Source organism: Enterobacter cloacae complex sp. R_G8 (assembly GCF_024599795.1).
Taxonomy (GTDB): domain Bacteria; phylum Pseudomonadota; class Gammaproteobacteria; order Enterobacterales; family Enterobacteriaceae; genus Enterobacter; species Enterobacter dissolvens.
On record NZ_CP102246.1, the window covers coordinates 3,539,949 to 3,558,557 of the forward strand.

General features: G+C 56.6%; 20 protein-coding genes. 7 read left to right on the forward strand and 13 right to left on the reverse strand.

Translation table 11 applies throughout. From position 1 onward, the window contains the following. Positions 1 to 5: 5 nt before the first annotated feature. The 11 genes from NQ842_RS16810 to nfsA form a co-directional block, all read right to left on the reverse strand. Positions 6 to 1,475 carry an ATP-binding protein gene (locus NQ842_RS16810; protein WP_257256098.1) on the reverse strand — a complete coding sequence of 490 codons (1,470 nt, stop codon included), beginning with the start codon at positions 1,473 to 1,475 and terminating at the stop codon, positions 6 to 8. Further along, complete coding sequence (locus NQ842_RS16815) at positions 1,459 to 2,166, reverse strand: response regulator transcription factor (RefSeq protein ID WP_257256099.1); 708 nt, start codon at positions 2,164 to 2,166, stop codon at positions 1,459 to 1,461. Before NQ842_RS16815 ends, NQ842_RS16810 begins: the two co-directional genes overlap by 17 nt. A 105-nt stretch (positions 2,167 to 2,271) precedes the next feature. Next, positions 2,272 to 3,411 (reverse strand): 23S rRNA (uracil(747)-C(5))-methyltransferase RlmC, encoded by a 1,140-nt coding sequence (rlmC, locus tag NQ842_RS16820; RefSeq protein ID WP_257256100.1) that lies wholly within the window; start codon positions 3,409 to 3,411, stop codon positions 2,272 to 2,274. Between the two features lie 40 nt (positions 3,412 to 3,451). After that, a complete protein-coding gene (locus tag NQ842_RS16825) occupies positions 3,452 to 3,925 on the reverse strand; it encodes a YbjO family protein (RefSeq protein ID WP_014831231.1) in 474 nt (157 codons plus the stop codon). Positions 3,926 to 3,990: 65 nt separating this feature from the next. Continuing rightward, the gene (potI, locus tag NQ842_RS16830) at positions 3,991 to 4,836 is read right to left on the reverse strand and encodes a putrescine ABC transporter permease PotI (protein ID WP_014831230.1); all 846 of its coding nucleotides are present in this window, start codon (positions 4,834 to 4,836) and stop codon (positions 3,991 to 3,993) included. Then, positions 4,833 to 5,786, reverse strand: coding sequence for a putrescine ABC transporter permease PotH (gene potH, locus NQ842_RS16835; protein WP_014831229.1), 954 nt, complete (start codon positions 5,784 to 5,786; stop codon positions 4,833 to 4,835). Before potH ends, potI begins: the two co-directional genes overlap by 4 nt. Before the next feature lie 10 nt (positions 5,787 to 5,796). Then, positions 5,797 to 6,930: a putrescine ABC transporter ATP-binding subunit PotG gene (potG, locus tag NQ842_RS16840; RefSeq protein ID WP_046888122.1), complete on the reverse strand. Its 1,134-nt coding sequence runs from the start codon at positions 6,928 to 6,930 to the stop codon at positions 5,797 to 5,799. Positions 6,931 to 7,073: 143 nt separating this feature from the next. Next, positions 7,074 to 8,186: a spermidine/putrescine ABC transporter substrate-binding protein PotF gene (gene potF / locus NQ842_RS16845; RefSeq protein ID WP_014831227.1), complete on the reverse strand. Its 1,113-nt coding sequence runs from the start codon at positions 8,184 to 8,186 to the stop codon at positions 7,074 to 7,076. Between the two features lie 351 nt (positions 8,187 to 8,537). Beyond that, on the reverse strand, positions 8,538 to 9,014 hold the full coding sequence (locus NQ842_RS16850) for a YbjN domain-containing protein (protein WP_257256101.1): 477 nt from the start codon (positions 9,012 to 9,014) through the stop codon (positions 8,538 to 8,540). A 63-nt stretch (positions 9,015 to 9,077) separates the two neighbouring features. After that, positions 9,078 to 9,980, reverse strand: a complete 903-nt coding sequence (rimK, locus tag NQ842_RS16855; protein ID WP_257256102.1) for a 30S ribosomal protein S6--L-glutamate ligase — start codon at positions 9,978 to 9,980, stop codon at positions 9,078 to 9,080. 51 nt (positions 9,981 to 10,031) lie between these two features. Continuing rightward, positions 10,032 to 10,754 carry a nitroreductase NfsA gene (gene nfsA / locus NQ842_RS16860; protein WP_014831224.1) on the reverse strand — a complete coding sequence of 241 codons (723 nt, stop codon included), beginning with the start codon at positions 10,752 to 10,754 and terminating at the stop codon, positions 10,032 to 10,034. Between the two features lie 184 nt (positions 10,755 to 10,938). Between nfsA and NQ842_RS16865 the strand changes: the two genes are divergently transcribed. Continuing rightward, positions 10,939 to 11,208, forward strand: coding sequence for a GrxA family glutaredoxin (locus NQ842_RS16865; protein WP_257256103.1), 270 nt, complete (start codon positions 10,939 to 10,941; stop codon positions 11,206 to 11,208). Between the two features lie 35 nt (positions 11,209 to 11,243). Here NQ842_RS16865 and NQ842_RS16870 read toward each other — a convergent pair whose 3' ends face one another. Further along, a complete protein-coding gene (locus tag NQ842_RS16870; RefSeq protein ID WP_014831223.1) occupies positions 11,244 to 11,618 on the reverse strand; it encodes an inner membrane protein YbjM in 375 nt (124 codons plus the stop codon). Between the two features lie 274 nt (positions 11,619 to 11,892). Between NQ842_RS16870 and NQ842_RS16875 the strand changes: the two genes are divergently transcribed. The 4 genes from NQ842_RS16875 (at position 11,893) to arsC (ending at position 15,923) form a co-directional block, all read left to right on the forward strand. Further along, positions 11,893 to 13,578 carry an aspartate:alanine antiporter gene (locus NQ842_RS16875; RefSeq protein WP_014831222.1) on the forward strand — a complete coding sequence of 562 codons (1,686 nt, stop codon included), beginning with the start codon at positions 11,893 to 11,895 and terminating at the stop codon, positions 13,576 to 13,578. Positions 13,579 to 13,833: 255 nt separating this feature from the next. Next, complete coding sequence (locus NQ842_RS16880) at positions 13,834 to 14,154, forward strand: metalloregulator ArsR/SmtB family transcription factor (RefSeq protein ID WP_014831219.1); 321 nt, start codon at positions 13,834 to 13,836, stop codon at positions 14,152 to 14,154. A 35-nt stretch (positions 14,155 to 14,189) separates the two neighbouring features. Then, positions 14,190 to 15,479, forward strand: coding sequence for an arsenic transporter (locus NQ842_RS16885; RefSeq protein ID WP_063425778.1), 1,290 nt, complete (start codon positions 14,190 to 14,192; stop codon positions 15,477 to 15,479). Between the two features lie 12 nt (positions 15,480 to 15,491). Next, the gene (gene arsC, locus NQ842_RS16890; protein WP_125365165.1) at positions 15,492 to 15,923 is read left to right on the forward strand and encodes a glutaredoxin-dependent arsenate reductase; all 432 of its coding nucleotides are present in this window, start codon (positions 15,492 to 15,494) and stop codon (positions 15,921 to 15,923) included. Positions 15,924 to 15,938: 15 nt separating this feature from the next. Here arsC and NQ842_RS16895 read toward each other — a convergent pair whose 3' ends face one another. After that, a complete protein-coding gene (locus NQ842_RS16895) occupies positions 15,939 to 16,490 on the reverse strand; it encodes a TetR/AcrR family transcriptional regulator (protein WP_014831216.1) in 552 nt (183 codons plus the stop codon). Positions 16,491 to 16,572: 82 nt separating this feature from the next. Here NQ842_RS16895 and NQ842_RS16900 point away from each other — a divergent pair, with 82 nt between their 5' ends. Both NQ842_RS16900 and NQ842_RS16905 read left to right on the forward strand, forming a co-directional pair. Continuing rightward, a complete protein-coding gene (locus NQ842_RS16900; protein ID WP_057071203.1) occupies positions 16,573 to 17,787 on the forward strand; it encodes an MFS transporter in 1,215 nt (404 codons plus the stop codon). Further along, complete coding sequence (locus NQ842_RS16905) at positions 17,777 to 18,589, forward strand: Cof-type HAD-IIB family hydrolase (RefSeq protein WP_257256104.1); 813 nt, start codon at positions 17,777 to 17,779, stop codon at positions 18,587 to 18,589. Before NQ842_RS16900 ends, NQ842_RS16905 begins: the two co-directional genes overlap by 11 nt. Positions 18,590 to 18,609 lie beyond the last annotated feature (20 nt).

Genomic DNA, 18,609 nt, shown 5'->3' on the forward strand with positions numbered 1-18,609 from the left:
CTCTCTCACAACGGCACGAAGAACCTGAACCGCGCCCCGCTCACCGACTCCATCAGCCTGATCCCGCCCCCGTGCAGCTCCAGCATTCGCTTCACAATAAGCAGCCCTAACCCGCCGCGATTCTCACGCGAAGCCTGGGTCGTCAATGCCGACGGCCGCTGGAACAGATCGTCTCGCAGCGCGGCATCGACGCCCGTTCCGCTGTCTGCCACTTCGACCTGAAGCTGTTGATTCTCCTGCCAGACCGCCAGACGAATTTCTCCGCCGGTCGGCGTATGCCGCATTGCGTTATCCAGCAGATTAGTCACCACGCGCTCGATCATCGACACATCGGCAAACACCTGCGGCAGCGGTCCCGGTACGTCGATATGTAGATTCACCTCGCGGGTGCGCGCCGTGAGCTCAAACTTTTGCGCCACGTCGGAAATAAGCTCTCCCATTGCGAAGCGTTCACGCTGCGGTTTAATGCCGCCGTGCTCAAGACGCGCCAGCTCAAACAACTGTTGCGACAGATGACGCACCTTCTGCCCCTGACGCAACGCCGTGGCGAGGTATTGCTGATGCTCCTGCGGTGTCAGCGTGGCGGATTTCAGCGACAGCGTTTCCAGATAGCCCAGCAGCGAGGTCAGCGGCGTGCGTAAATCGTGCGAGATGTTGGCGATAAACTCCCGGCGCTGACGATCGCTGTCGGCCAGCTGATCCCACTGGGAGGTGATTTTGCGCGCCAGCTCAATAAAGCTGTTACGCAGCAGCGCCACTTCATCCTGTGCCGCGACCTCCAGCGGCTGTGCCGCCAGCTGTTTGATCGTGCTGATGCTGTCCTGGTCCAGCCCGGCGACCTCCTCAGTGAGACGTTTAACCGGACGTGTCACCCAGTACCAGACCAGCAGCCCCGCCAGCAGGCCAAAGAGTGCCACCCACAGCAATGACCAGAGCAGCGTACTCCACAGCGCCTTGTGCCACGCCATCTGGGCCAGCGCGTTCGACTCCTCGCCCTGCAGAACAATATACAGATAGCCTTTAAGCTCGCCGTCCTGACGTAACGGCGTCGCGCTGAACACTTTTTTGTTCTGGCTGCGCGGATCGTCGCCAAAAACTGGCATCGCCGCCCCGCTGAGGAACTCCTGTACCGGCGCAAGATCGATGCTTTGTCGCTGAATATGGCCCGGCGGTGCGGCATCGGCGAGGATATCGCCATCCGGGGAGACGACGTACAGCTCAACGCTCGGATTGAAGGTCATCAGCCTGTCAAACAGCGGTTTCAGCGCGGTGCGATCAACCCTGCCCTGCGCGTTCAGAATTGGTTCGCGCTGCACGATCTGTTGCGCCAGGCCGCCAGAGAGACGCTGAACCATGGCGTTACCATACTGCATGCTGCTGTAGAGCTGGACGGCGCAGGCGACGGCGGCACAGAGCATCATCAATAAAATGAACAGCAGCGTCAGGCGCTGGCTCAGGCTAAAGCGGCGCATCATGGTGCGGCTCCGCAAATTTATAACCTTTGCCCCAGACGGTGCGAATGATCTCCGGCTCGGCAGCGTCTTTTTCAATCTTGATGCGCAGGCGGTTGATATGGGTGTTAACGGTATGCTCGTAACCTTCGTGCTGATAGCCCCACACCTGCTCCAGCAGCGCCAGGCGCGAGAAGACCTCGCCAGGATGGCGGGCAAAGAAGTACAGCAGTTCAAACTCGCGCGGGGTGAGATCCACCATCTGGCCGTGAAGCAGCACGCTGCGGGCCAACGGATCGATCGTCAGGCCATGCGCCTGAATATTCCCGGTACTCTGCGCCTGCCCCATCGCCTGCTGGCGGCGGAAAAGCGCCTTAATGCGGGCAATCAGTTCCTGCACCGAGAACGGTTTTGCCAGATAATCATCCGCGCCGGTTTCCAGTCCGGTGATCCGATCGGTTTCGCTGCTGCGGGCGCTGATAATGATCACCGGCAGGTAGCGCGTCATCTGGCGAATACGACGGCAAATCTCCAGGCCGTCGACGTTAGGGAGCATGAGATCGAGGATCACCGCGTCCCACGGCTGTTTTTCAAGGCACTGTAACGCCTTGCCGCCGTCGGGCTCGTGGGTGATGGTGTAGCCTTCATCTTCTAAATTGAGTCGCAGAAGTGCCGCGATATCGTGGTCATCTTCCACCAGCAGGATCTGCTTCATGGGTAAGCCTTATTTCATCTCTTATGACGTAAGCTTACCTGATTTCGCAGGGTTGAAGAGTTCACATTTTGTTGAAGATTTTGCGGATGTCATGCCGGGTGGCGGCTACGCCTTACCCGGGATGCGGATCAACAACGTCAACACTTCATAATGCGCAGTATGCGGGAACATATCGAAAAGCTGCACGCGTTCAACGCGGTAGCCCGGCAGGTGAGCGATATCTGTCGCCATGGTACGGGCGTTGCAGCTGGAGTAAATAATGTAATCCGGCGCCATCTGGCTCAGATAGTCGCACAGCACCTTGCCAATGCCCCGGCGCGGCGGATTGACCAGCACCAGCTCCGGCACGTTGCCCTGCCCGGTCGCGAACTGCGTGGAGTCCAGCGCCTGGAAGTGCAGATTGGTTAATCCGAGCTCAGCGGCAGACTGTTTCGCGCAGGCAATCGCTTCGGCGGAGATCTCAATCCCGGTCAGTTGCATCTCCGGCGTGGCGCAGTGCAGACCAAAGCCCCCGACACCGCAGAACAGATCCCACATATGATGGATGTTTAACACCCGAACCCAGTCGCGGGCAGTGGCATATAACGCACTCGCCACCGTCGGGTTGGTCTGGAAGAAACTTTGCGGGCGGATCCACAGCGGCACGTCGTTGAAGGTTTCCGCCAGTGCATGCTGCCCGGTGAAGAAGATCTCTGTCTCCCCCTCCATGATCGCCATATGCACCGGCTGAATGTTGGCGGTAATGACCTTCAGCTGCGGAAGCTGCTCCTGCAGCCACGGTAGCGCCGCGCGAAGCTGCTCCAATTTAGCGTCCGAGCGCAGCACGAAACGCAGCATCATACCGCCGTCCATCTGGCTTTCGGTCAGCAGGAGATATTTCAGCTCACCGCGCTTACGGGCGACGTTATAAGGCGTTAATCCTGCCCGGGCAATAAACGGTTTTAACGCCGCAAAGACCGGCTCAAACGAGGCAGGATACAGCGGGCAGCCGGTGAGATCTTCCGGCGTGCCGTCGCGATGCAGCATGCCCAGCAGCGGTTTTTCAACGCTGCCGCTGACCACCATTTTGGCTTTATTACGAAAACCCTGCTCCGGGCCGCTGACGGGGGCGCACCACTCGCCCACCGCGTATTCAGCCAGCAGCTGTTGCAGGTCGGCCATTTTGGCGGTGAGTTGTTGAGAGACCGGCTGTTCTATCCACTGACAGGAACGACAGCGTCCGGCGTCATAGAGTGCGCACTGCATAGGAAAACCTTAAGAATAACGAGGGCTGCGATTATACACATTATTGCAGGCGGAAGAACCGTCGGCTGGACGCAGGAACAAAGAGCAGGCAGAGCACCAGCAGATCTGGCAGTTTTTGCATAAACAGCGAGCGCAGGATCTCGCGTTTCGATTCGCCCGCGATGCTGAACAGCTCAGGGTAGCCGTAGCCCAGCGAGGCGGCCCACAGATAACCCGCCGCAATCACCTGCGTCAGCAGATAGATCCAGCGCGCCCAGTTGCGCCCTTTCACCAGCGAAAACGCGCAGTAGATTTCGATAAACACCAGCACAAGGCTGCTGAGGAAAACCAGCGTGAGATTCCAGGTTTGCACGCTGCGGTGAATAAACTCACCGATGCCGCGCGCCCCCAGGGTGTTGAGGATCATCAGTACATCAAGACAGCGGATCATAATAATAGCGAGCGCCGCCACCTGCACCAGCGCAGGAACGTTTGGACGAGCGTGCGTAAGACGTGATTTTTTTAATAATCCCAATGTTTTACTTCCCTGAAAAACAGTGCCGCGTCATGCGCGGCACATCACTGGAAATAATAATTCCTTCAGCCGCGTCTTGCACGCTGGATATCGCGCACGCGCTGCTTTTCCGCGCGCGCCATCAAATACCAGGCGATAAATCCGACAATTCCGACCACGCCGAGGATAATCGACGCCAGGGCGTTGATCTCCGGGTTCACCCCCATGCGCACGCTGGAGAAGACCAGCATTGGCAGCGTCGTCGCCCCTGGCCCGGAGACAAAGCTGGCGATCACCAGATCGTCGAGCGACAGGGTAAAGGCCAGCAGCCAGCCGGAGATCACCGCCGGCATAATCATCGGCAGCGTAATGATGAAAAAGACCTTCACCGGCGTGGCACCGAGATCCATCGCCGCCTCTTCAATGGAGCGATCCAGCTCGCGCAGACGCGAGGAGATGACCACCGCCACGTACGCGGTACAGAAGGTCACATGCGCCAGCCAGATGGTGAGCATGCCGCGATCCGCCGGCCAGCCAATGGCATGCGCCAGTGCCACAAACAGCAGCAGCAGCGACAGCCCGGTGATCACGTCCGGCATCACCAGCGGCGCGGTGATCATAAAGGCAAAGCCGTTCGAACCGCGAAAACGTCCGAAGCGCACCATCACCAGCGCGGCGATGGTCCCCAGCACTACGGCCATCGTGGCCGCCAGCGCCGCGATGGTCAGGCTCAGCCCCACCGCGCTCATCATCGCATCGTCGTGGAACAGCTCGCTGTACCAGCGCGTCGACCAGCCAGCCCATACGGTGACCAGTTTGGAGCTGTTGAAGGAGTAGATCACCAGCATCAGCATCGGCGCATACAGGAAGGTAAAGCCGATCACCAGGATCGCAATTCGCCACGGAGAGCGCACTACCGGTAAGTTGTTCATCCGTGGTCTCCCATCTGTTTCTGCTGATGCTTGTGGAACCACATGATCGGCACGATCAGCAGCAGCAACATCACGATAGCCACCGCTGAGGCCACCGGCCAGTCGCGGTTATTGAAGAACTCCTGCCACAACACGCGGCCAATCATGATGCTGTCCGGGCCGCCGAGCAGTTCCGGGATCACAAACTCCCCCACCGCCGGAATAAACACCAGCATCGACCCGGCGATAATCCCGCCTTTGGTCAGCGGCACAATCACGCTGAAGAAGGTCTTCAGCGGACGGGCGCCCAGATCCAGCGAGGCTTCCACCAGCGAGTAGTCGATACGCGTCAGCGCCGTATAGATCGGCAGCACCATAAACGGCAGATAGGCGTACACAATCCCGATATAGACCGCGAGATTGGTATGCAGGATCGTCAGCGGCTGATCGATAACCCCTAACCACATCAGGAAGTTATTCAGCACCCCGTTATTTTTCAGGATCCCCATCCACGCGTAGACGCGGATCAGGAACGAGGTCCACGACGGCAGGATCACCAGCAGCAGCAGAATGTTGCGCGTCGAGGGCTTACTGTGCGCCACCGCCCATGCCAGCGGGTAGCCCATCAGCAGACAGCAGAGCGTGGAGATCGCCGCCACCTGCAGCGACTGCAGATAGGCCTCGAAATAGAGCGGATCCTCCGTCAGCTGCAGGAAGTTGCCAACATTTAGCGTCAGCGTCAGCTGACCGTCGGCCCAGTCCAGCAGGTTGGTATACGGTGGGATGGCCCGCGCCATTTCCGCCAGGCTTATCTTGAAAACGATCAGGAACGGCAGCAGGAACAGCAGGATCAGCCAGATATACGGCATGGCGATCACCAGCTTACGGCCGTGGTTCATCTGCATGCGCGCCAGCCAGTGGGCAAAACCGCCCGGTTTTTTGACGCGGGCTGGCGGTTCAAGTGTACTCATTGGCCGCTCCTTAAACCGTCAGCACAACACAACTGTCCGCATCCCAGCACAGACGCACTTCGTCGCCCCAGGTCGGCAGTCCTTTACGGTAGCGATGTTCGTTTTGCAGCTGGGCGCTGAGCATCTGCCCGCTCTTCAGACGGACATGGTAGATAGAGAGATCGCCCAGGTAGGCAATGTGCACCACTTCGCCCACGGCAAAGTTAAAGCCATCGGCCGGAGGGTCTTCACAGAGCATGATCTTCTCCGGACGCAGGGCGATATAGACCGGCACGTTGTCCACCACGGAGTTATCCGGATCGACCTTCAGCGGATGCTGCAGCCCTGGCGATTCAATGATCAGCCCGTCTTCTTCACGCGCTTTCAGCAGCCCTTCGAAGACATTCACCGAGCCGATGAACTCCGCGCTGTAACGGGTGGTCGGGTGTTCATAAATCTCTTCCGGCTCGCCAATCTGCACGAACTTACCGCGGTTCATGATCGCGATACGCCCGGCCATGGTCATGGCCTCTTCCTGGTCGTGGGTGACCATCACGCAGGTCACGCCCACGCGCTCGAGGATATCCACCACTTCGAGCTGCATACGATCGCGCAGTTTTTTATCCAGGGCACCCATCGGCTCATCAAGCAGCAGCAGTTTCGGGCGCTTCGCCAGGCTTCGGGCCAGCGCCACGCGCTGACGCTGGCCGCCGGAAAGCTGGTGCGGTTTACGCTTCGCGAACTCCTGCATATGGACCAGATTCAGCATCTCGGCCACGCGCGCGGTGATTTCGGCTTTCGGCAGCTTGTCCTGCTTCAGGCCAAACGCGATGTTCTGCTCCACCGTCATATGCGGGAACAGCGCGTAAGACTGGAACATCATGTTAATCGGACGCTGATACGGCGGTACGCTGGAGAGATCCACGCCATCCAGCACAATCTGCCCGGCGGTAGGTTGTTCAAACCCGGCCAGCATACGCAGTAAGGTTGATTTACCGCAGCCAGACGCCCCGAGAAGGGCAAATATTTCGCCTTTGTAGATAGTCAGGCTGACGTCGTCCACGGCATGCTGGCCATCGAAAGATTTGGTGAGGTTACGAATTTCAAGTAGCGGGGTCAGCGCTTTACGGACTTTCGCCTGCGGGCGGGGGATCGCGTCATTCACGGGGTGTTCTCCGGCATAGATCAAAACTGGTGCAAACGCACCGTCAGGGTGCGCATCGCCGGGCGGCGCGAACGCTTGCCCGGCCTACGGGTTGTGTCGGCCCGGTAGGCGATAGCGCCACCGGGCAACGTTACCAAACGCCGTTATTTCCCGCTTTTCACCTTGGTCCAAGCACGGGTGCGTACACGGTCAATTTTTGGATCCTGAACTTTCAGGGTGAACAGTTTGGCAAACACATCCGCTGGCGGATAGATAGCCGGATTTTTACGGATCTCTTCGCTGATAAGTGGCAAAGAGGCCTTGTTACCGTTGGCGTAGTAGACATGGTCGCTGATATGGGCAATCACTTCCGGACGCATCAGGTAGTTAAGGAACTGATACGCTTCGTCTTTGTTTTTCGCATCGGCAGGCATGGCGAAGACATCAAAGAAGGCCAGCGCCCCCTCTTTAGGAATGAAGTAGGAGACATTCACGCCGTTTTTCGCCTCTTTCGCACGGTTAGCCGCCTGCCAGACGTCCCCTGCCCAGCCAATTGCCACGCAGATATCGCCGTTTGCCAGGTCGTTAATGTACTGTGAAGAGTGGAAGTAACGGATATTCGGACGCAGCTTCAGCAGCAGATCGGTCGCCGGGCCAGTGTAGTCATCCGCCTTGTTGCTGTTCGGATCTTTGCCGAGATAGTTCAGCACGGTGGCAAAAATCTCTTCCGGGGCATCCAGGAAGGAGACGCCGCAGCTTTTCAGCTTCGCGAGGTTTTCCGGCTTCAGCACCACGTCCCAGCTGTCCAGCTTGACGTCCGGGCCCAGCGCCGCTTTGACTTTATCCACGTTGAAGCCAATACCGGTGGTCGCCCACAGATACGGCATAGCGTATTTGTTCTCCGGGTCATGCTTGGCCACCAGCTTCAGCACTTCCGGATCGAGGTTTTTCCAGTTTGGTAATTTGCTCTTGTCCAGCGGCTGGAAAACGCCTGCGGTCAGCTGACGCTCAAGGAAACTTGCGGACGGTACCACCAGGTCAAAACCGGTGCTGCCTGCCATCAGTTTGCCTTCCAGCACTTCGTTGGAATCGAACACGTCATAGACCACTTTAATGCCGGTCTCTTTTTCAAAATTAGCCACCGTGTCCGGGGCAATATAGTCAGACCAGTTATAGACATGCAGCGTTTTTTGTTCCGCAGCGAGCGTGCCGGCAGAGACGGCCATCAGAGCACCCGCAACCAGACCCGATAACCATTTTTTATTCAAGGCGATCATAGTGTTATTCCTTCTGAAAGCTCGTTAACAAACGAACTAAAACTGTGCAATCTGGATATATGCAAAAATCATGCATAGTTTGTCGCTCTGCTCAAAATAAAAAGAAACCTCTTTACCCGGCAGGATCCGCTCGCTTTTTTAAGCATCGCAAGAATAACTGTAGCCCGTGTCTCCGGCTATAGCCCAGACGAAAAAACGCCTTTTATCAATTTTTTATGCAGGTTATGTCTACGTGATAAGCCGAAATGGCCTTTGATGAGGTGAAAAATTCTTTAAAGAAAGGTTAAAAGCAGCAGAAAAAATGGCGTTATGCAGCCGCTCTGGCAGCGACTGCGCAAAAGTCAGACAGGCTTAGTGAAGAAAATTGGGAGATGCATCATTATCCTCTGCATCGTCTTCCGCGCTGTATAGCAAATGATGTGCATTGGCTTCCATCATTACCATCGAAATTTGCTCTTCACTCAAACGCATAAACCAGGCGAACTGCTTGAAGGAGAGGCCAGCGCCGGAGAACAAAGACTGGCAAACGACCAGTTTTGGCAGATTATCATCCTGTATATCGAGGAATGCTTTCACCGTCAAAGAACTGGCGTTGATCGCAGAGAGGTCAGAGGCCAGCGCCAGCAGCGCAGACGGCTTAACTTCTGCCAGCGCAGAGAAGAGGATCACGTCGTTAATGAGATCGATTTTGGCATCAAAAATACCATCGAAATTCTGCATGTGAGGCAGATGCAGCGCCTGGCAGGAATCACATTCAAAGAAGGTGATCCCGGCATCATCAAGCCATTGACGTAACGTATCCAGTGTAGGAACGACCTGTAAATCCATCGCGGTGGAGCCTCTTTAGTAAAAACTTCGCATAGGGTACTCAAAAAGTGCGCGGTAATCCATTTAACCACCCGTTTTAAGACAGTAGCCCGGGGTGGCATGACGCTCAATCCATGCGATCATTTTACCTGCAATATCGACACCGGTGGTTTTTTCTACGCCTTCCAGCCCGGGCGAGGCATTCACTTCCATCACCAGCGGCCCGCGTGTCGCACGCAGAAGATCCACACCCGCCACATCCAGCCCCAGCGTTTGCGCGGCCTTTACCGCTATTTCCCGCTCGCGATCGCTGATCGTCGCGACCCGTGCAACGCCCCCACGGTGGAGGTTGGAGCGGAAGTCACCCTCTTTCGCCTGGCGTTCAATCGCGGCCACCACCTCATCGCCCACGACAAAACAGCGGATGTCGCGCCCTTTGGCTTCTTCGATATACTCCTGGACCAGGATATGCGCATTCAGGCCGCGAAAGGCGTCAATCACGCTCTCCGCCGCCTGTCGCGTCTCTGCCAATACCACGCCAATGCCCTGCGTGCCTTCCACCAGTTTGATGACCAGCGGCGCGCCGCCGACCATGTCGATCAGATCGCTGGTGTCGTCCGGGGAGTGGGCTATTCCGGTGACCGGGAGATCGATACCCTGGCGGGCAAGCAGTTGCAGCGAACGCAGCTTATCCCGGGCGCGGGAAATGGCGACAGATTCGTTGAGAGGATAGCTGCCCAGCATTTCAAACTGGCGCAGCGCGGCCGTACCGTAATAGGTGATCTGCGAGCCGATGCGGGGGATCACCGCATCAAAATGCGGTAGCTTGCGGCCTTTGTAATGAATCGAGGAAGCCGCGGGGTCAATGTTCATATAGCAGGACATCGGGTCGAGGATTTCAACCTGATGTCCGCGTTTTGCCGCCGCTTCTCGCAGGCGTTTGCATGAATAGAGCGTTCCATCCCGGGACAAAATGGCAATTTTCACCCTGCACCTCTCTAAAGACATGGGAAAAGCCTGCGTATCATACCGAATGGACTATCGCGTCGCCCAGCCCTGTTTATGCAGATAATCGAGAATAAACGGGCGATTTTCTTTAATGATGGTGCGGCGGATGTGGTCGCTCCAGGTATCGCGGCGGTTATTGCTACCGCGCGTCATATAGTAATGCGCCAGCTCTTCATCGTATTGATTCAGAACCTCCTGGTCGACCGGCTGATAGTGGTTTTCATGCACCAGCATCGCCGCAGGCAGACGCGGCTTGAGATCCGGGTTGTCAGCCGGCCAGCCGAGGCAGAGGCCGAACAGAGGCAGAACGTGTTTCGGCAGCTTCAGCAGTTCGGTTACGCTTTCAATATTGTTACGCAACCCGCCGATATACACGCCGCCTAATCCCAGTGATTCCGCCGCCGTAAAGGCATTTTGCGCCATCAGCGCGGTATCGACCACGCCCAGCAGCAGCTGTTCCGCCAGCCCCAGTTCAGCTTCGGGGCAAATTTGCAGGTGGCGGTTAAAGTCAGCGCAGAAGACCCAGAACTCGGCGGCCTGCGCCACATGCTTCTGGCCGCCCGTGAGCGTCACCAGCTGCTCGCGCATGGCCTTGTCGGTAATGCGAATAATTGAACTGCACTGCAGGAAGCTGGAACTGGAGGTGGCTCTGGCGCTGTCGATAATGGCTTCACGCTGCGCCTCGGTGATGGGCTCATCGGTGAAGTGGCGGATGGAACGGTGGGAACGGAGCAGGTCAATAGTTGGCGTCATCGTCTCTCTCTTTGTCTTGCTTAACACATGTGGCAGCCAGTATAGGCAATGATGCACAGCATGTAATTGGCGAAACATAGCTCAAGGGTATTAAAGCGACAGGCGAAACCTACTTTTATGACGGCAGGTTATGGTGCACTATACCTGTCATTCGCCGTCAGGCTTGTTTTTTGAGGAGAGAGAAATGTTTGCAGTAATTTTTGGTCGTCCGGGATGCCCTTACTGTGTGCGCGCAAAAGAGCTGGCTGAGAAACTGACTGAAGAGCGTGATGACTTTAACTTCCGCTATGTGGATATCCAGGCCGAAGGCATCACCAAAGCCGATCTGGAAAAAACCGTGGGTAAACCGGTTGAAACCGTACCGCAGATTTTCCTCGATCAGAAACACATTGGCGGCTGCACTGATTTTGAAGCCTACGCCAAAGAACATCTGGGCCTGTTTGCCGCTCAGTAATGTGACGTTAAGACGCCCTCAGCACGAGGGCGTTTTTATTTGTGGTGCCTGCGGTGGTTTATCACGCTTTGCACAAATAAAAAGCACAGCGCGCCAAGCGCGCACCAGAACACGGCACTCAGCAGCCACGCCAGCTCCTGCCAGAAACTTCTCGTCGATACGTACAGTAACCGCATCAGCAGCAGACATAGCGGCGCCGCCAGCATTGCGCCGATAAGCGGCTTGACCACCTCCCCTTTACGGGAGAGGAAACTGGCTGCCGCACCCGGCAGGGTAAAAAAGAGCAGCCCCAGCTCCGGGTGACCGGCAGCTCTGAACGCTCCTTTCACATTAAAAGCGAGCGACATGCACACGACGATAAACAGCAAAAAGCAGCTGATCACCCCCGCCCAGTTCCGTTTAATGTTCAAACTATCCTCCTGACTTCATCTCTATCAAATACAGCTTCGTCCAGTGGACGCCCGGTCAGATAAAGCAATGCGGCAATCCTTGCCAAAGCCCGCACAGGGTTATGCGATAATAGGTAGCTGTCAGTAGCTAATACGATTAAACTATCGGCCAGCTAATGTTTTAGGGAATAAATCAGGAAACAGGGAGTGTTAGACGCGTTCCCTGACCCAGAAAACAGTAGCCCAAAATGTCCTTTCATTCAACAACTTACTGGTAAACAAGAAGTTAGCCTCCGTGAATATAAACGTCGCAGACTTGTTAAATGGGAATTACATCCTGTTATTATTTGTGGTACTGGCGCTGGGCCTTTGCCTGGGTAAATTGCGCCTGGGTTCGGTTCAACTTGGTAATTCCATTGGCGTTTTAGTCGTCTCCTTATTATTAGGTCAGCAGCATTTCAGCATTAACACGGACGCGCTTAACTTAGGTTTTATGCTGTTTATTTTTTGTGTTGGTGTGGAAGCGGGTCCTAACTTTTTTTCCATTTTCTTCCGCGACGGCAAAAATTATCTGATGCTGGCGCTGGTGATGGTCGGCAGTGCGCTGCTGATCGCGTTAGGGCTGGGTAAACTGTTTGGCTGGGATATTGGATTAACGGCCGGTATGCTGGCAGGCTCCATGACCTCGACGCCAGTTCTGGTGGGTGCAGGCGATACCCTGCGCCATTCCGGCATGGCCGGGTCACAGCTTTCTACCGCCCTCGATCACCTGAGCCTGGGCTATGCCCTGACCTATCTGATTGGTCTGGTGAGCCTGATTGTAGGCGCGCGCTACCTGCCGAAACTGCAGCATCAGGATCTGCAGACCAGCGCCCAACAAATCGCCCGCGAGCGCGGTCTGGACACGGACTCCAAACGTAAAGTCTATCTGCCGGTGATCCGCGCCTATCGTGTTGGGCCAGAGCTGGTTGCCTGGGCGGACGGCAAAAATCTGCGCGAGCTGGGGATTTACCGCCAGACGGGTTGCTATATCGAACGTATCCGCCGTAACGGCATCCTGGCGAACCCGGACGGCGACGCGGTACTGCAGATGGGCGACGACATCGCCCTGGTGGGTTACCCGGATGCCCACGCGCGGCTCGACCCAAGCTTCCGTAACGGTAAAGAGGTCTTCGACCGCGACCTGCTCGACATGCGTATCGTTACCGAAGAGATTGTGGTGAAAAACCATAACGCCGTCGGCCGCCGTCTGGCGCAACTGAAGCTTACCGACCATGGTTGCTTCCTGAACCGCGTGATCCGCAGCCAGATTGAGATGCCTATCGACGACAACGTCGTCCTGAATAAAGGTGACGTGTTACAGGTCAGCGGCGACGCTCGCCGCGTGAAAACCGTCGCCGACCGTATCGGCTTTATCTCCATTCACAGCCAGGTCACCGACCTGCTGGCCTTCTGTGCCTTCTTTATTGTTGGCCTGATGATTGGGATGATCACCTTCCAGTTCAGCAACTTTAGCTTTGGCATCGGTAACGCCGCCGGGCTGCTGTTTGCCGGGATCATGCTGGGCTTCCTGCGAGCGAACCACCCAACCTTCGGCTACATTCCGCAGGGCGCGCTGAACATGGTGAAAGAGTTCGGTCTGATGGTCTTTATGGCGGGTGTCGGCTTAAGCGCCGGTAGCGGCATTGGCCACAGCCTGGGCGCCGTCGGCTGGCAAATGTTGGTTTCCGGACTTATCGTCAGCCTGGTACCGGTGGTGATCTGTTTCCTGTTCGGTGCCTATGTGCTGCGCATGAACCGCGCCCTGCTCTTCGGAGCCATGATGGGTGCGCGTACCTGTGCGCCAGCAATGGAAATCATCAGTGATACCGCGCGCAGCAACATCCCGGCGCTGGGGTATGCGGGCACCTACGCTATCGCGAACGTGCTGCTTACGCTGGCAGGTACGCTGATCATCATCATCTGGCCTGGACTCGGATAACTCTTAACTTTGCGCGTAACGAAAAAATTTTTGTTACGCGCAGAACTTTTTTATCAGGGGGCAGTCATAACTAGTGCCACTGCTTTTCTTTGATGTCCCCAATTTGTGGAGCCCATCAACCCCGCCGTTTTGGTTCAAGGTTGATGGGTTTTTTGTTGCCTGAAATTCTCTGCTCCATCATCCCCCCTCTTCCCTCCCCCGCCTCAAACATATATGCTTAAACAAATATGTATCAACTATCCACAGGGTTCGACCATGCTCCACCCGCTCCAGCTTTTCAAAACCCTCTCCGACGAAACGCGGCTCTCCATCGTTATGCTTCTGCGTGAAGCGGGCGAGCTATGCGTCTGCGATCTCTGCTCCGCAACCACGGAGTCACAGCCGAAAGTCTCGCGCCATATGGCCTTACTTCGTGAGTCCGGGCTGGTTATCGACCGTCGTGAGGGGAAGTGGGTCTATTACCGTTTGTCTCCGAACATGCCTGCGTGGGCAGCTACCGTCATCGATAACAGCTGGAACTGCCTGCGGGAAGAAACGCGTGCAAGGCTAAAGAACAGCCTTCCAGGGTTGTGTTAAACACATTCACAAAAACAGATATAACGGAGTAGAAGATGTTTCTGGCAGGGGCAATTTTTCTGTTTACGCTGGTACTGGTCATCTGGCAGCCCAAAGGGCTCAGTATCGGCTGGAGCGCGACGATTGGCGCCGGGCTGGCGCTGGCCTGCGGTGTGATCCACCTTAACGATATTCCGGTGGTGTGGAATATCGTCTGGAATGCCACGGCGACGTTTATCGCCGTTATTATCATCAGCCTGCTGCTGGATGAGTCCGGCTTTTTCGAGTGGGCGGCGCTGCACGTCGCCCGCTGGGGAAACGGTCGGGGGCGTTTGCTGTTTACTTATATCGTGCTGCTGGGCGCGGCCGTCGCGGCGCTGTTTGCCAATGACGGTGCAGCGTTGATCCTGACACCTATCGTCATCGCCATGCTGCTGGCGCTGGGGTTCAGCAAGCAGGCCACGCTGGCGTTTGTGATGGCGGCAGGTTTTATCGCCGATACCGCCAGCCTGCCGCTGATTGTGTCGAACCTGGTCAACATTGTGTCGGCAGACTTCTTTAAACTGGGGTTCGGCGAATACGCCTCGGTGATGATCCCGGTTGATATCGCCGCGATTGCTGCCACGCTGGTGATGCTGCATCTGTTCTTTCGCAAGGAAATTCCACCGGAATATGATCTTGCGAAACTACGGGAGCCCGCCCGGGCCATTCACGATCTCCCGACGTTCAGAACAGGCTGGATTGTGCTACTGCTTCTTCTCGTCGGCTTCTTTGTGCTTGAGCCTCTCGGCATTCCGGTCAGCGCCATTGCAACAGCTGGCGCGCTGATTTTATTCGCCGTTGCAAAACGCGGACACGCGATTAATACCGGAAAAGTGCTGCGCGGCGCACCGTGGCAGATCGTCATCTTCTCACTGGGGATGTATCTGGTGGTCTACGGTTTGCGTAACGCCGGGTTAACCGAATACCTTTCAGGCGTACTGAATGCGCTGTCCACCCACGGTTTATGGGTGACTACCCTGGGAACCGGGTTCATCACCGCCTTCCTGTCATCCATAATGAACAATATGCCCACGGTGCTGATTGGCGCGCTCTCTATTGATGGCAGCACGGCAACAGGATTGATCAAGGAAGCGATGATTTATGCCAACGTGATTGGCTGCGATCTGGGGCCGAAAATCACGCCTATCGGTAGTCTCGCCACCCTGCTCTGGCTCCACGTGCTGGCGCAGAAAAACATGACCATTACCTGGGGCTACTATTTCCGGACGGGCATCATCATGACGCTGCCGGTTCTGTTTGTGACGCTCGCCGCGCTGGCGTTACGTCTCTCCTTCACACTGTAATGAGCCACTGATATGACCAACATCACCATTTACCACAATCCCGCCTGCGGCACCTCGCGCAACACGCTGGAGATGATCCGCAACAGCGGCACCGAGCCAGAGATCATTCTGTATCTGGACAATCCGCCGTCACGCGATGAACTGATCAAACTGATTGCCGACATGGGCATTTCGGTGCGGGCGCTGCTGCGTACAAACGTGGAACCCTATGAACAACTGGGCCTGGCAGAAGAGACATTCACTGACGACCAGCTTATCGGTTTTATGTTGCAATACCCGATCCTGATTAACCGTCCGATTGTGGTGACGCCGCTGGGCACCCGCCTGTGCCGCCCGTCTGAAGTGGTCCTCGATATTCTGCCAGATGCGCAGAAAGGGGCATTTACGAAAGAGGACGGTGAAGCCGTGGTGGATGCGAGCGGGAAAAAAATCACTCAGAAATAGAGGCGGGCCTGCAGGCTAGCGGTCCCCCTCGCCTGCAATCCTTCCCACCATCGCCCGGATCTCCTCGCGCGTTAGCGGCGCTCTGTCGGTGACAAAGTGCAGCGTCATCCCTTCGATAAAAGCGTCCAGCGCGCGGGTGGTGACCGGGTCGAACCACTGCTCAAGCGTTGTCTGGCTCATCTGCATCCAGTCCTGCATCACCGTTTTCAGCGCTGCGCTGCGGTGCATAAAAGTGTAGAGCTGATACATCAGCGCCATGTTGTGCGGCGTCGTCACCTGCGAGCTGTGGATTAGCGTGGTGATAGATTCACACGCCATCTCCGGGCTGGTTACCCCCGCGAAGAAGTCACGGTACTGCTGCGACATCTGCCGGGTAAACCACGTGAAAGCCTCTTCCAGCAGCGACTCCATGCCGTCAAAATAGTAGGTCATCGACCCCAGCGGAACCCCGGCACAGCTGGCAATTTTACGGTGCGTCACGGCATGGATCCCGTGCTCTGCAATGGTGTCCAGCGTCGCCTGCAGGATCTTCTCCCGGCGATGCGGGTCGTTCGGTGGTCTGCTCATACATGCCTCATCTGATTTGTGTACAAATGTACACAAACTTGCTAGTGTTGTCGCTATTGTTGTGCTTCTGGTGCTTATCTCAATGACTCTGACCTCATCCCGTAAGGCCCTGCGGTTGCGCATGTGGGCGCTTTTCATGTTCTTCTTTATTCCGGGTCTGCTGATGGCGTCCTGGGCCACGCGTACCCCGGCGATCCGCGACATTTTGTCGGTCTCCACCGCTGAGATGGGCATTGTGCTGTTTGGCCTGTCGATAGGATCAATGAGCGGTATTCTCTGCTCGGCGTGGCTGGTGAAACGCTTTGGTACCCGGGCGGTGATCCGCACCACCATGTGCTGCGCAATACTGGGGATGCTGGTGCTCAGCGTGGCGCTGTGGTATGCCTCGCCAGTCCTGTTTGCCCTGGGTCTGTTGATCTTTGGCGGCAGCTTTGGCGCGGCGGAAGTGGCCATTAACGTTGAAGGGGCTGCGGTCGAGCGCGAGATGAATAAAACCGTGCTGCCAATGATGCATGGCTTTTACAGCCTGGGCACGCTGGCCGGTGCGGGCGTGGGCATGGCCCTGACGGCCTCCGGCGTGAGCGCGAATCTGCATATTCTGCTGGCCGCGCTGATCTCAGTTGTGCCGGTTCTGACCGGCATCCGGGCGATCCCGGACGGCACGGGCAAAAACACCTCTGATGAACACAAAACGGCGGAAAAAGGGCTGCCGTTCTACCGTGATTTCCAACTGATGCTGATCGGCGTGGTGGTGCTGGCGATGGCGTTTGCCGAAGGCTCCGCCAACGACTGGCTGCCACTGCTGATGGTGGACGGACACGGGTTTAGCCCGACCTCTGGCTCGCTGATCTACGCCGGGTTTACGCTGGGGATGACCGTCGGACGCTTTACCGGCGGCTGGTTTATCGACCGCTACAGCCGCGTGGCGGTGGTGCGCGCCAGCGCCCTGCTCGGCGGGCTGGGCATTGCGATGATCATCTTCGTGGATGTGGACTGGATTGCCGGCGTATCGGTGATCCTCTGGGGCCTGGGTGCCTCACTTGGCTTCCCGTTGACCATCTCCGCCGCCAGCGATACCGGACCGGATGCCCCGACGCGCGTCAGCGTGGTGGCGACCACAGGCTATCTGGCCTTCCTGGTCGGGCCGCCGCTGCTGGGCTTCCTGGGTGAGCACTACGGGCTGCGCAGCGCCATGCTGGTGGTGTTAGGGTTGGTCATGATTGCGGCGCTGGTGGCGCGCGCCGTGGCGAAGCCGGAAAAAGAACAAACGACACTGGAGAAGGGATATGAGCGTTAAACTGATTGCAGTCGACATGGATGGCACCTTCCTGAGCGACGCGAAAACCTACAATCGCGAACGTTTTCTGGCGCAGTATGCGCGTATGAAGGAGCAAGGTATTCGCTTTGTGGTGGCCAGCGGTAACCAGTATTACCAGTTGATCTCCTTCTTCCCGGAGATTGCGCATGAGATTGCGTTTGTCGCCGAAAACGGTGGCTGGGTGGTCAGCGCCGGGGAAGATGTTTTTAACGGTGAACTGTCGAAAACGCACTTCGACACCGTTGCTGCCGTGCTAAACGACGTTCCCGGCATTGAGATTATCGCCTGCGGTAAAGGCAGCGCCTATACGCTCAAAGCCTATGACGATGAGTTCAAAGCTATCGCCGCGAAGTACTATCATCGCCTCGAAATGGTTAGTGATTTCGACAACCTGAACGATATTTTCTTCAAGTTCGGACTCAACGTTTCTGATGATGAAATCCCGCGCATTCAGGCCATGCTGCACGAAAAACTCAACGACATTATGGTGCCCGTCACGACCGGCCACGGCAGTATTGACCTGATTATCCCCGGCGTGCATAAAGCCAACGGCCTGCGGATCCTGCAACAGCGCTGGGGCATTGACGACAGCGAGGTGGTCGCTTTCGGTGACAGCGGGAACGATGTGGAGATGCTGCGCCAGTCAGGCTTCAGCTTTGCGATGGCGAATGCCAGACCGCATATTAAAGCGGCGGCCCGCTTTGAAGCGCCGCATAATAACCAGGAAGGCGTACTGGATGTGATTGATAAGGTGCTCAACAAAGAAGCACCGTTTAATTGACACGTGCTGTCTGGTGCCCT

Excerpts from the sequence above, each read along its gene's own strand:
- NQ842_RS16810 (WP_257256098.1), bottom strand. The coding sequence starts at position 1,475 with ATGATGCGCCGCTTTAGCCTGAGCCAGCGCCTGACGCTGCTGTTCATT.
- NQ842_RS16815 (WP_257256099.1), bottom strand. The coding sequence starts at position 2,166 with ATGAAGCAGATCCTGCTGGTGGAAGATGACCACGATATCGCGGCACTT.
- rlmC (WP_257256100.1), bottom strand. The coding sequence starts at position 3,411 with ATGCAGTGCGCACTCTATGACGCCGGACGCTGTCGTTCCTGTCAGTGG.
- potI (WP_014831230.1), bottom strand. The coding sequence starts at position 4,836 with ATGAACAACTTACCGGTAGTGCGCTCTCCGTGGCGAATTGCGATCCTG.
- potH (WP_014831229.1), bottom strand. The coding sequence starts at position 5,786 with ATGAGTACACTTGAACCGCCAGCCCGCGTCAAAAAACCGGGCGGTTTT.
- potF (WP_014831227.1), bottom strand. The coding sequence starts at position 8,186 with ATGATCGCCTTGAATAAAAAATGGTTATCGGGTCTGGTTGCGGGTGCT.
- NQ842_RS16850 (WP_257256101.1), bottom strand. The coding sequence starts at position 9,014 with ATGGATTTACAGGTCGTTCCTACACTGGATACGTTACGTCAATGGCTT.
- nfsA (WP_014831224.1), bottom strand. The coding sequence starts at position 10,754 with ATGACGCCAACTATTGACCTGCTCCGTTCCCACCGTTCCATCCGCCAC.
- NQ842_RS16865 (WP_257256103.1), top strand. The coding sequence starts at position 10,939 with ATGTTTGCAGTAATTTTTGGTCGTCCGGGATGCCCTTACTGTGTGCGC.
- NQ842_RS16880 (WP_014831219.1), top strand. The coding sequence starts at position 13,834 with ATGCTCCACCCGCTCCAGCTTTTCAAAACCCTCTCCGACGAAACGCGG.
- NQ842_RS16885 (WP_063425778.1), top strand. The coding sequence starts at position 14,190 with ATGTTTCTGGCAGGGGCAATTTTTCTGTTTACGCTGGTACTGGTCATC.
- arsC (WP_125365165.1), top strand. The coding sequence starts at position 15,492 with ATGACCAACATCACCATTTACCACAATCCCGCCTGCGGCACCTCGCGC.
- NQ842_RS16895 (WP_014831216.1), bottom strand. The coding sequence starts at position 16,490 with ATGAGCAGACCACCGAACGACCCGCATCGCCGGGAGAAGATCCTGCAG.
- NQ842_RS16900 (WP_057071203.1), top strand. The coding sequence starts at position 16,573 with ATGACTCTGACCTCATCCCGTAAGGCCCTGCGGTTGCGCATGTGGGCG.
- NQ842_RS16905 (WP_257256104.1), top strand. The coding sequence starts at position 17,777 with ATGAGCGTTAAACTGATTGCAGTCGACATGGATGGCACCTTCCTGAGC.